We start from the raw sequence: 11,464 nt of genomic DNA, 5'->3' as shown, positions 1-11,464 counted from the left end.
GGCCAACGACAGCGACTTCGGCCTGCTGAGCTACGTGTGGTCCGGGGACTCGCCGCGCCACGCGGAACGCGCGCGCCGAGTCCCCGGACCACACGTAGCTCAGCAGGCCGAAGTCGCTGTCGTTGGCCAGCCGGACCGCCTCGTCCTCGTCCCCGTCGAAGGGGACGACCACGACCACCGGGCCGAAGATCTCCTCGCGGACCACCCGCATGTCGTTCGTGCAGTCGACGAGGAGGGTCGGGGCCGCATAGAAGCCCTTGCCGCCCTCCCCCACCACCGGGCGCTCGCCGCCGTACGCGATCCGCGCGCCCTCCTTCTTCCCCAGCTCGACGTACGACTCCACGCGGTCCCGGTGCGCCGCCGAGATCACCGGGCCCACCACCGTGCCGGCCGCCGCCGGGTCGCCGACCTTCATGAAGGCGAGGTAGCCGGTGAGCTTCTCGATCAGCCGGTCGTAGACGGAGCGGTGCGCGATCACCCGGGTCGGGGCGGTGCATATCTGTCCGGAGTAGAAGGAGAAGGTCGTCCCGATCCCCATCACGGCCGCGTCCAGGTCCGCGTCCCCGAAGACGATCGCCGCGCCCTTTCCGCCGAGCTCCATCAGCTGCCGCTTCATGGTGCGGCCGCAGACCTCCGCGATGCGCTGCCCGACGCCCGTGGATCCGGTGAAGGACACCATGTCCACGTACGGGGAGTCCACGGCGGCCTCGCCGACCTCCACCGACCGGCCGTTCACCACGTTCACCACGCCCGCCGGCACCCCGGCCTCCGCGAGCGCGCCGGCCATCTTGAACACCGACAGCGGGTCCTGCGGGGCCGGCTTGACCACCACCGTGTTCCCCATGGCCAGGGCCGGGGCCACCTTGCCGGCCGGGTTCGCCCACGGGTTGTTGTACGAGGTGATGCAGGTGACCACGCCGACCGGCTGGCGCACCTCCAGCGCGCCCAGGATGCTCGCCCGCCCCATCGGGCCGGCCTCCGTGACCTGCGGCGGGAGGCCCTTCTCGACGGGTTCGAGGGCCCCGCGCGCGTACCGGCGGAAGCGGGCCACCCCGACGCCGACCTGCATGCCGCGCGCGATCCCGGTCGGCGCGCCCGTCTCCGCCCGGGCCAGCGCCGTCCACGGTTCGAATTCCCGCTGCATGATGTCCGCGGCCCGGTCGAGGATCGCCGCCCGCGCCTCGGGCTTCGTACGGGACCAGCCCTCGAAGGCCTCGGCAGCGGCGCGGGCCGCGTCCTCGACCTGCCCGCGCGAGGCCTCGGGCGCGAGCCCCACCACCGACTCGTCCGCCGGGTTGACCACCTCGTAGTGACCGCCCGCCGGCTCCACCCACTCGCCGCCGATGTAGAGGTTCTGCGCGTGCGCGTCCGTCATCGCGTGCTCACTGTCCTCGTGTCCCGGCCCGACCTGAGCACGATGCCCGGCACGGCGCCCGTCACCTCGTCGTTGCGGATGGTCTCCACGCCGTTGACGCGTACCGAGACGATGCCGATGGCCCGCGCGTCCAGCCGCGGGCTGTCCCCGGGCAGGTCGTGGACGAGCGTCGCCGGGCCCGCCTCGATGCGTTCCGGGTCGAAGAGGACCAGGTCCGCGTGGTACCCCTCGGCGACGCGGCCGCGCTCGCGCAGCCCGAACAGCCGGGCCGGGTCGTCCGTGAGCATCCGTACCGCCTGCTCCAGGGGCACCAGCTTGCGGCCGCGCAGGCAGTCGCCGAGGAAGCGGGTCGTGTACGGGGCCCCGCACATCCGGTCCAGGTGGGCGCCGGCGTCGGAGCCGCCGAGCATGACGTCCTCGTGCTGCCAGGTCTCGGCGCGCAGCGCCCAGCTGGCCGGGTCGTTGTCGGTGGGCATCGGCCACAGGACCGTGCGCAGGTCGTCGTTGGCGCAGATCTCCACCAGGCAGTGGAAGGGGTCCTGGCCGCGCTCCGCCGCGATGTCGTTGACGACGCGGCCGGAGAGGCCCTCGTTCTCCTTGCTGTACGTGTCGCCGATGACGTACCGGCCGAAGTTGGCGAGGCGCCGGAAGACGCCGGCCTCCTTGCTGTCGGCGCGGCGCAGCATCTCGGCGCGCACGCCGGCGTCGCGGAGCTTCTCGATCCGCTCGGGGAGGGGCAGGCCGAGGATCTCGCCCCAGCCGGGGATGAGGTTCAGCGCGCAGAAGGTCCCGAGGGACATGTTCATGGGGGTGAGGATCGGCATCGTCAGCGCGACGATCCGGCCGCCGGCCTTGCGGGCGCGCTCGCTGGGGATCAGCTGGCGCGGGACCCGTTCGGGGACGGAGGCGTCGATGGTGAGGACGTTCCAGTTCAGGGGGCGTCCGGCGGCCGCGCTCATGTCGACGAAGAGGTCGATCTCGTCGTCCGAGAACTGGTCGAGGCAGCCGGCGACGATCGCTTCGAGCTGGGTGCCCTCGTGTTCGGCGACGGCCTCGGAGAGCGCGAGGAGCTCGGCCGGTGCGGCGTGCCGGGAGGCGACGGGGGCGCCCGAGCCGTCGGAGTGGGTGGAGGACTGGGTGGTGGACAGGCCCCAGGCGCCGGCGGTCATGGCGTCGTGGAAGAGGTCGAGCATCTGCTGCATCTGCTCGGGGGTGGGCTGCCCGCCGACGGCGTCCTCGCCCATGACGTGGCGGCGCAGGGCGCAGTGGCCGACCATGAACCCGGCGTTGACGGCGATCCGGCCCTCCAGCGCGTCGAGGTACTCGCCGAAGGTGGACCAGGTCCAGTCGACGCCCTCCTCCAGGGCCTTGAGGGCCATGCCCTCGACCTTGCTCATCATGCGGCGCGTGTAGTCGGCGTCTTCCGGGCGGGCCGGGTTGAGCGGCGCCAGGGTGAAGCCGCAGTTGCCGCCGGCGACGGTGGTCACGCCGTGGTTCATGGAGGGCGTGGCGTAGGGGTCCCAGAAGAGCTGGGCGTCGTAGTGCGTGTGGGGGTCGACGAAGCCGGGGCTGAGGACCAGGCCGGTGGCGTCCTCGCTGGTACGGGCCTCTTCGGTGACGCTGCCGGGCGCGGCGATCACGGCTATCCGGCCGTCGCGTATCCCCACGTCTGCGACGCGGGCGGGGACGCCGGTGCCGTCCACGACGGTCGCGCCCTTGATCAGGTGGTCGAGCATGACGTCCCTTCTGCCGGTGTTCGCGTTGCGGCCGTACTGGATCCGCCTCAAGCTCCGGCGGGGCTGGATATGTCAGCCTCGCCGGCGGGGCCGGATTCGGCCGGCGTAACCGCGGCGGTGCGGGGTTCGGGGCGGAGCCCCAACGGCGGCGCGGCCCCCGCGTGCCCCGGCCGGAGGCCGCCGGGCGGCCGCGGCCTCGGCACGACCTCCGGCCGGGGCCGGTGCGGGGCGGCGGTCCGGGAAGACGCCGTCCCGTTCCCCCGCCGGGTCAGACGGCCTGGCGGAAGCGGGTGGTGCGGTGCACCGGGTCCGTGTCTATCTCCGGGATGACGTGCTCGCCGATGAGCTTGATCGTGGTCATCGTGTCCTCGTACGAGACCCCGGTCGGCAGACCGAAGGAGAGCTGGTCCGCGCCCGCCTGCTCCCAGCGCTTGCACTGGGCGCGGACCTCCGACGGGTCACCGCAGATGAGCAGTTCCTCCGCGATCAGCAGCTCGATGATCTCCGCGTTGTACTCCGGCAGGGTCTCCGGCCACTGCGGGATCGCCTCCGGACGCGGGAAGGTGTCGTGGTAGCGAAAGACCAGCGACTGGAAGCGGTTCATGTTCGCGTTGACCGCGATCTCCACCGCCTTGTCGTGCGTCTCCGCACAGATCGCGGTCGACGTGACCATCACGTTGTCGTTGACGAAGGCGCCGATCGCCTTGGCCTCCCGGATCGCCGTCTTGTACTGGTCGAGGACCCACTCCATGTCCGAGACCTTCTGGACGCTGAAGCCGAGGACGCCCAGGCCCTTCTTCGCCGCCATCGCGTACGAGGACGGGGACCCGGCGGCGTACCACATGGCCGGGTGCGCCTTCCCGTACGGCTTGGGGAAGATCTTCCGCGGCGGCAGCGACCAGTGCTTGCCCTGGAACCCCTCGTACTCCTCCTGGAGGAACATCTTGGGGAACTCCGCGATGGTCTCCTCCCAGATCTCCTTGGTGCCGTTCATGTCCTCGATGCCGGGAAGGAAGCCGAGGATCTCGTGGCTGCCCGCCCCGCGGCCGGTGCCGAATTCGAAGCGGCCCTTGGAGAGGTGGTCGAGCATGGCGACCTTCTCGGCCACCTTGACCGGGTGGTTCACCGGGGCGAGCGGGTTGAAGATGCCGGAGCCGAGGTGGATGCGCTCGGTGGCGTGGGCGAGGTACCCGAGGAACACCTCGTTCGCCGACAGGTGCGAGTACTCCTCCAGGAAGTGGTGCTCGGAGGCCCAGGCGTACTTGAAGCCCGCCTTGTCCGCCTGGATGACGTACTCGGTCTCCTCGATCAGCGCCTTGTGCTCTGCCTCGGGGTCGACCTTGGACCGTGCCTCAGGCACGTATCCCTGCACAAAGAGCCCGAATTCCAAGGGGTTCACCGTCCTTTGGTTTCTGACGTTGCGTCAGATTCGATGTCTCGACTGTTCCATCGCGGGGGCGGGAGCGTCAATACCTGACGCTCCATCAGATGGACTGGCGGACCGCTACAGGATGCTGACGCCCGCCATCCAGCCGCCGTCGATGACGAACGGCTGGCCGGTGATGTACGAGGAGTCCTCGCCGGTCAGGAAGAGCGCCAGCCTGGCGATCTCCTCCGGCTGCCCCACCCGCCCCATCGGGACGACCCGCTTGTAGAGCTCGGCCATCGCGTCCCGGGCCTCGTCGGTCATGTTCGCGGGGTCCAGCAGCCCCGGATTGGCCATCGGGGTGTCCACGGCTCCCGGGCACATCGCGTTGACCCGGATCCCCTTGGCCGCCAGTTCCAGCGCGGCCACCCGGGTGAGGCCGAGGATGGCGGCCTTGGTGGCGGCGTAGGTGCCGACGTACGCCATGCCCGTCAGGCCGGTGTACGAGGAGGTGTTGACGATAGTGCCGCCGCCGGCCGCCTCGATCTCGGGGGCCACCGTCCTGATGCCGAGGAAGGCACCGACCTGGTTGACCTGGACCACCTGCTGGAACTCCTCCAGCGGGGTCGAGGTCAGCTCGTTGAAGCGCAGGATGCCCGCATTGTTGACCAGGCCGTCGATCCGGCCGAAGGCCTCCTTCGCCGCGGCGACCGCGGCCGCCCAGTCCTCCTCGCGGCTCACGTCCATCCGCACGTACCGGGCCCGGTCCTCGCCTATGTCCTTGGCCACCGCCGTGCCCTGCTCGTCCAGCACGTCACCGAGGAGCACCTTGGCGCCCTCGGCGGCGAAGAGCCGGGCCTCCTGCTCGCCCTGGCCGCGTGCCGCGCCGGTGATGATGACGACGCGCCCGTCCAGCTTGCCCATGGTCATGCTCCTGATCGTCTCGGCCTAGTCGTTGAGGAGGGGGCCGACCTCGGCCCCGAAAGCGGTGATCTGGTCGGTCAGTTCGGCACGGTCGCGGCTGCGGAAGCGGATCTGGATCTGGTCCACGCCGAGCGCCTTGTACTCCCGCAGGGACTCCGCGAGCGCCTCCGCCTTGCCGGTGAGGGCCCGGCGGCCGGTGTCCCAGCCGGGCTCGCCCACGTACAGCGCCTCGGTGATCGCGCCGATCTCGCAGGGGCCGGCGACTCCTGCACCGGCGCGCAGTTCCCTGATGCGGGCGATCTGCGCGGGGAGCTTGTCGCGCGGGTCCCCCTGCGGGAGCCAGCCGTCCCCGCGGACCGCGGCCCGGCGGACGGCGGCGGGCGAGGAACCGCCGACCCAGACCGGGATCCGCTCCTGGGCGGGCCGGGGCAGCTGGCCGAGGTCCTTGAAGGAGAACAGCTCGCCCTCGAACTCCGGGTACTCCTCGGGCCCCAGCGCCGCCCGCAGCGCGTCCAGGGTCTCGTCGAGCACGGCCCCGCGGCGGGCGAAGTCCACGCCGAGGATCTCGAACTCCTCCTGGACGTGCCCCGCGCCCACGCCGAGGATCAGCCGGCCGCCGGAGAGGTGGTCGAGGGTGGCGTACTGCTTGGCGCTGATCAGCGGGTGGCGCAGGCCGAGGATCGCGACGTGGCTGAGGAGCCGGACGTTCTCGGTGACGCCGGCGAGGAAGGACAGGGTGGCCACCGGGTCGTACCAGATGGTGCTCATGGGGCCGGCGAGCCGCCGCGGGATGGCCACGTGGTCGCAGGTGGCCACGTACCCGAAGCCGGCCCGGTCGGCGGCCCGCGCGACCTCGGCGAGATCCGCGGCGGTCGCCGAGGCCTCCCAGGGCTCGGCGTAGAGGGTGCTCTGCGACTGGACCGGGAGCTGCATCCCGTAGACCAGCCGACCTTCCGGAAATACGCGCGCCATGGCGGGCCCGCCTCGCCTTCGTCTGCCGATTCGTCATATCGGTGCCGGGCCATCGTCGTAGCTGACGGTCCGTCAGGCAAGAGGGTGAGGCCGAACCTCGCAGGCTCGAACGTTGCGGGTACGGGTGCGTACCCGTACCCTTGCTCCATGGGAAGGAGAACGCTCATGGCCGACGCCAACATCCGCATCCCCGAGGAAGCCAAGGACAGACTCGCCGCCATAGCCGCCGCCGAGGGGCTGTCGCTGCGCGCCTATCTGGCCCGTCTCGCCGAGACGCTGCTCACGCCGGCCGAGCGGGCCGAGCGGGCCGAGCGCGCCCGCGCCGCACTGCAGGACTGGAACGGCTACGCCCCGACCGTTTCCGAACAGCAGGATCTGGACACCGAGTTGGACCGGCGCCTGGCGGAGGCGAGGGGCCGGTGACGGAAACGCACATCGTGCTGGACGAAACGGCGATGCTGGCAGCAGGACAGGGCAACGTCCTCGCCTCCCGCCTCATCCACCGCGCGCACGCCGAGGCCGGCTGGTACCTCTACGCACCCTCGTGCGCCCTGGTCGAAGCCGACCGCGCCCGGCCCGGCACGGCGGAGCACCTCGCCACCCTGCCGGGCATCACCATCCTCGACCTGGACCTGCCTGCCGCACTGGCGGTCGCACGCCAGGAGACCTGGGCCGCGGCGCACACCCAGTACGCGGCCCAGCCCACGCCCGAACGGCCCGAAGGGGCGATCATCGCCACCACCCTCCCCAAGCGGTGGGAGGGCGAGCCGGTCCGCGTCCTGGACCTGGGTGCCTGACCGGCGCTCCGGCCAGAAGCCTTCCGGGCCCATACGAGAGCCCCTAGGGTTCGACGGATGGACCTGATGCTCACGCTGGTCAGCGGGATCGCCTGGACGGTCGTGTACGTGGAGGCGATCCGCGTCGGGCTGCGGGACCGGACGTACGCGGTGCCCGTCGCCGCGCTGGCGCTGAACTTCGCCTGGGAGTCGACCTACGCCGTCCACGAGTTCACGGCCGGACTCTCCGGGCAGGGCGTGGTGAACGTGGTGTGGGCGGCGGCCGACGTGGTGATCGTCTACACCTACCTGCGGTTCGGCCGGGCCGAGCTGCCGGACTTCGTCACCCGGCCGCTCTTCGCCGCCTGGTCCGTTCTGGTGTTCGGCACCGGCTTCGCCGTGCAGTGGCTGTTCCTCGCGCACTTCGGGATGCACGACGCGACCCGGTACTCGGCCTTCCTGCAGAACCTGCTGATGTCCGGCCTGTTCATCGCCCTGTACGCCGCCCGGCAGGGGCCGCGCGGACAGTCCCTGACCATCGCCGTCGCCAAGTGGCTGGGGACGCTGGCCCCGACGCTGCTGTTCGGGGTGCTCGAGGACTCCCCGTTCATCCTCGGCCTGGGGATCCTGTGCAGCGTCTTCGACCTCGCCTACATCGGGCTGCTGCTCCGGCCCCGGGCCGGCGGCGGGTCCGGGAGCCGGAACCGGGAGCGGCCCGGGGTCAGAAGCCTTCCGGACCCATCACGATGACCGGCTTCGCCGCCGGGTCGAGGGTCTCCAGGACCTTCTTCATGGCTTCCTTCGGGATGCCGACGCAGCCCTGCGAGGGACCGTCGTGGTCCACGTGGAGCCAGATGTTGCCGCCCTTCTCCTTGCCCTCCGGCATGACCGGGTCCAGCGGGGACTTGCCCGGCCTGCGGTTGAAGTCGATGGCGACGACGTAGTCGAAGGAGCCCGCCAGGGACTCGCCGTTCACCCCGCGGCCCGAGGCGACGAAGCCCTTGTCCTTGTCGTAGGGGAGCCGGGTGCCCGGCGGCTTCGGCAGCAGGCCGCCCGCGTCGGTGAGCGCGAAGACGCCCTGCGGGGAGGTCAGGTCCCCGTACGTGCGCTCCGCGGACCAGCCCTTGGCCCCGTTGCGCGCCGGCCAGCTCTCGGCCCGCACCCAGTCGGCCCCGGCGGCCGGGCGGGTGTAGAGCGCGGCGGTGGACTCCGAGGAGTCGCCGGCCTTGCCGGTGACCAGGATGAGCTGGCGGGACTCGGCCGGGATCCGCGCCCGGGTCTGCTCGCTGATGCCGGTCAAGCCCTGCAGGGCGGGGCGCTGGACGTCACGGGCGGCGCGCTCCGCCCCCTGCGGGCGGGCGTCCGTGCGCGCCTGCGTCGCGGCGCCGGCGGCCTCCGGGTCCTGGGCGACGTACATCCAGCCGCCCGCGAGGGTCGCGAGGCCGAGGGTGGCGACCAGGGCCAGACGGCGGGGCGTGCGGGGGGCGCGGGAGCGGGCTCGGGCGTGCTTGCTCATTAAACCGACCGTACAGCAGGCGGTGTTCAGAGGCGGTGTGCCTGCGGTGTGCGCGTCCCGCCGGACACCGGGAAGCGCACACGGACCGTCAGGCCGCCGACCGGGCCCGGATTGGCCTCGGCCACCAGCTCCGCCCCGTGCGCCCGCACGATCGACGCCACGATCGAGAGGCCCAACCCGGCGCCCTCACCTGCGGTGTGCTGTCGTTCGGCGCGCCTGCGGAAGGGCTCGAGGAGGCCCGCAACGTCCGCCGGATCGATCACCGGACCCGTGTTCGAGACCGTCAGTTCCCCTTCTGCGGAGGTCACCACGGTCATCCGGCCCCCGTCCCGGTTGTGACGTACTGCATTGATCAGCAGGTTCCGCAGGAGGTGGCCGAGCAGCGCCCGGTCGCCCGTCACGGTCAGCGGCGCGAGGGTCCGTACGACGGTCAGCCCCTGCTGCGGGCAGGCCGCCAGCTCGGCCGCGGCGAGCGCCGCCAGGTCCACCGGCCCGGTCGCCTCCAGCCCCTGCTCCGACACGGCGAGCAGCAGCAGCGACTCGATGAGGTGCTCGCCGGAGTCCGCGACGCCGATGAGCTTCTCGCGGATCCGGGCGACCTTCTCCGGCGGCGGGTCCCCGGCCAGCCCGTACCGGTCAACGCTCTGCTCGCCCTCGCGGGCGGAGGCTTCGGCGTCCAGGTCGTGGAGGACGGCAGGGCCCGCGAGGTCCGGGTCGAGCTGGGCATGTTCGGCAACGGCCGGGTCGAGGTGACCGGCGGCGCCCTCGAGGAGGGCATGCAGGTGGGGATCCCGACGCTGTGACACACATGGAGACAGTGGTGGAGCTGACCGGGGTCACCAAGGAGTACCCCGGCGGGGTCACCGCCCTGCGCGCCGTCGACCTCACCGTCACCGCCGGCGAACTCCTCGCCATCGTCGGCCCGTCGGGATCCGGGAAGTCCACCCTGCTGCACATCGTCGGCACCCTGGACCGCCCGACGGCGGGCGGCGTGCGGATCGCCGGGCACGACATCGCCGCCCTCTCGGACCGTTCGCTGTCGGCGCTGCGGTCCCGGCACGTCGGCTTCGTCTTCCAGTCCTTCCACCTGGTGCCGGGCATCAGCGCCCGGGCCAACGTCGCCGAAGGGCTGCTCTACAGCGGCCTCTCGCGCGCCGAGCGCGGCCGCCGGGCGGCGCAGGCCCTGGAGCGGGTCGGTCTGGGGGACCGGATGGACCACCGGCCGCACGAGCTGTCCGGCGGGCAGAAACAGCGCGTCGCCATCGCCCGCGCGGTGGCGGGCGCACCGGACCTGCTGCTGGCGGACGAGCCGACGGGCGCGCTGGACACGGCGTCCGGGGAGTCGGTGATGGAGCTGCTGCACGAGCTGAACCGGGACGGGGCCACCATCGCCGTGATCACCCACGACAACGAGATCGCGGCGAGCCTGCCGCGGCAGGTGCGGATCCGCGACGGGGAGATCGTGGCGGACGTACGGAGCCGGTCGGGGGTGGTGGCGTGATGGGCCGTACGAGGACACGTACGGGCACGGACGCGAGTGCGGGTACGGGTGCAGGCGCGGGCAGCGGCAGGCGGGCCCGGAAGCTGACCCCGCCGAGGCTCTCCCCTCGGGACGTCCTGCACGTCGGATCGGCGGGCCTGCGCTCGCGCCCCATGCGGGTGTTCCTGTCCGCGCTCGGCATCGCCATCGGCATCGCGACGATGATCGCGGTGGTCGGGATCTCCTCCTCCAGCCAGGCCAAGCTGCTGCGCGAACTCGACGCGCTCGGCACGAACATGCTGGTCGCGACGCCCGGCAAGGGGATGTTCAGCGGCCAGGACACCAAGCTGCCCAAGGACGCCCCCGGCATGGTCTCCCGGATCGAGGGGGTCGAGTCGGTGGGCACCACCGGTGACGTGGCCGAGGCCGTACGCCGCTCGGAGAACATCCCGAAGGAGGAGACGGGCGGGGTCGTGCTCAAGGCGGCCAAGGACGACCTGCTGGGCACCCTGCGCGCCGGGACGGCCGACGGGACCTGGCTCAACGGGGTGACCGGCCGCTACCCCTCGGTGGTGCTCGGGCACGTCTCCGCGCGCCGGCTCGGCATCACCGGGCCGGGTCAGCAGGTCTTCATCGGCGGCCGGTACTTCACGGTGATCGGCATCCTGAAGCCGGTCCCGCTGGCCCCGGAGATCGAGCGCTCCGCGCTGATCGGCTGGGACGCGGCCGAGCAGCTGCTGGGCTTCGATGGCCATCCGACGGCCGTGTACGAGCGGTCGGCGGACGACCGGGTGGCGGCGGTCAGGAAGCTCATCGCCCAGACGGCCAATCCGCGGACTCCGAGCGCGGTCGCGGTCACCGACCCCTCGGCGGCGCTGCAGGCGAAGGCGGCCACGGAGGGCGCGTTCAGCACCCTGCTGCTGGGACTGGGCGGGATCGCCCTGCTGGTGGGCGGGGTGGGCGTCGCCAACACGATGATCATCTCGGTGCTGGAGCGGCGCCACGAGATCGGCCTGCGCCGGTCCCTCGGCGGGACGAAGGGACAGATCCGGATCCAGTTCGTGACGGAGTCCCTGCTGCTGTCCGGCCTCGGCGGCCTGGCCGGCATCGTCCTCGGCGGCGCGGCCACGGCGGTCTACGCACGCGCCGGCGACCTGCCCTGGGTGGTCCCGCTCTGGGCGGTGACCGGCGGCTTCGCCTCCACCCTGGCGATCGGCACCCTGGCCGGCCTCTACCCGGCGGTGCGGGCGGCCCGCCTGTCGCCGACGCTGGCACTGGCGGCGGCGACAGGCGGGCCGCCCGCACCGCCGGGTAGAGGC

At 72.2% G+C, this 11,464-nt stretch carries 12 protein-coding genes and 1 pseudogene; 6 read left to right on the top strand and 7 right to left on the bottom strand.

Going from position 1 to position 11,464, the window contains the following annotated elements:
* The 5 genes from PV721_RS35515 to PV721_RS35495 form a co-directional block, all read right to left on the bottom strand.
* A partial coding sequence (locus PV721_RS35515) for an aldehyde dehydrogenase family protein (protein ID WP_319731717.1) occupies window positions 1–1,375 on the bottom strand: 1,375 nt, incomplete at its 3' end.
* Entirely contained in the window at window positions 1,372–3,111 is a 1,740-nt protein-coding gene (locus PV721_RS35510) for a D-aminoacylase (RefSeq protein WP_319731716.1), read from the bottom strand. The genes PV721_RS35510 and PV721_RS35515, both read right to left, overlap by 4 nt.
* Window positions 3,112–3,379: 268 nt before the next feature.
* The gene (locus PV721_RS35505; RefSeq protein WP_319731725.1) at window positions 3,380–4,501 is read right to left on the bottom strand and encodes an LLM class flavin-dependent oxidoreductase; all 1,122 of its coding nucleotides are present in this window, start codon (window positions 4,499–4,501) and stop codon (window positions 3,380–3,382) included.
* A gap of 114 nt (window positions 4,502–4,615) precedes the next feature.
* Window positions 4,616–5,401 carry a glucose 1-dehydrogenase gene (locus PV721_RS35500; protein WP_319731724.1) on the bottom strand — a complete coding sequence of 262 codons (786 nt, stop codon included), beginning with the start codon at window positions 5,399–5,401 and terminating at the stop codon, window positions 4,616–4,618.
* Window positions 5,402–5,425: 24 nt separating this feature from the next.
* Window positions 5,426–6,373, bottom strand: coding sequence for an LLM class F420-dependent oxidoreductase (locus PV721_RS35495; RefSeq protein WP_319731715.1), 948 nt, complete (start codon window positions 6,371–6,373; stop codon window positions 5,426–5,428).
* 165 nt (window positions 6,374–6,538) lie between these two features.
* Between PV721_RS35495 and PV721_RS35490 the strand changes: the two genes are divergently transcribed.
* The 3 genes from PV721_RS35490 to PV721_RS35480 are packed head-to-tail and all read left to right on the top strand — an operon-like array spanning window position 6,539 to window position 7,899.
* On the top strand, window positions 6,539–6,796 hold the full coding sequence (locus PV721_RS35490; RefSeq protein ID WP_319731723.1) for a hypothetical protein: 258 nt from the start codon (window positions 6,539–6,541) through the stop codon (window positions 6,794–6,796).
* A gap of 32 nt (window positions 6,797–6,828) precedes the next feature.
* Window positions 6,829–7,170, top strand: a complete 342-nt coding sequence (locus PV721_RS35485; protein WP_319731721.1) for a hypothetical protein — start codon at window positions 6,829–6,831, stop codon at window positions 7,168–7,170.
* A 57-nt stretch (window positions 7,171–7,227) separates the two neighbouring features.
* Window positions 7,228–7,899: a hypothetical protein gene (locus PV721_RS35480; RefSeq protein WP_319731713.1), complete on the top strand. Its 672-nt coding sequence runs from the start codon at window positions 7,228–7,230 to the stop codon at window positions 7,897–7,899.
* On the opposite strand, the gene PV721_RS35475 is transcribed toward PV721_RS35480, so the two are convergent.
* The gene (locus tag PV721_RS35475) at window positions 7,871–8,665 is read right to left on the bottom strand and encodes a L,D-transpeptidase family protein (RefSeq protein ID WP_319731711.1); all 795 of its coding nucleotides are present in this window, start codon (window positions 8,663–8,665) and stop codon (window positions 7,871–7,873) included. The two genes, PV721_RS35480 and PV721_RS35475, sit on opposite strands and share 29 nt — an antisense overlap.
* Before the next feature lie 26 nt (window positions 8,666–8,691).
* Window positions 8,692–9,066, bottom strand: coding sequence for an ATP-binding protein (locus PV721_RS35470; RefSeq protein ID WP_319731719.1), 375 nt, complete (start codon window positions 9,064–9,066; stop codon window positions 8,692–8,694).
* Window positions 9,067–9,294: 228 nt separating this feature from the next.
* Between PV721_RS35470 and PV721_RS35465 the strand changes: the two are divergent.
* From PV721_RS35465 to PV721_RS35455, 3 genes and pseudogenes are all read left to right on the top strand, one after another.
* Window positions 9,295–9,468 (top strand): annotated as a pseudogene (locus PV721_RS35465) (efflux RND transporter periplasmic adaptor subunit); the annotation flags it as partial.
* Between the two features lie 5 nt (window positions 9,469–9,473).
* Window positions 9,474–10,166 carry an ABC transporter ATP-binding protein gene (locus tag PV721_RS35460; RefSeq protein ID WP_319731709.1) on the top strand — a complete coding sequence of 231 codons (693 nt, stop codon included), beginning with the start codon at window positions 9,474–9,476 and terminating at the stop codon, window positions 10,164–10,166.
* A gap of 83 nt (window positions 10,167–10,249) precedes the next feature.
* On the top strand, window positions 10,250–11,464 hold a 1,215-nt coding region (locus tag PV721_RS35455), incomplete at its 3' end, for an ABC transporter permease (RefSeq protein WP_319731718.1).

The organism is Streptomyces sp. MB09-01, from assembly GCF_033794505.1.
Taxonomy (GTDB): domain Bacteria; phylum Actinomycetota; class Actinomycetes; order Streptomycetales; family Streptomycetaceae; genus Streptomyces.
Note: the sequence above shows the minus strand (reverse complement) of the source record. Positions and strands in the feature narration are given on the sequence as shown.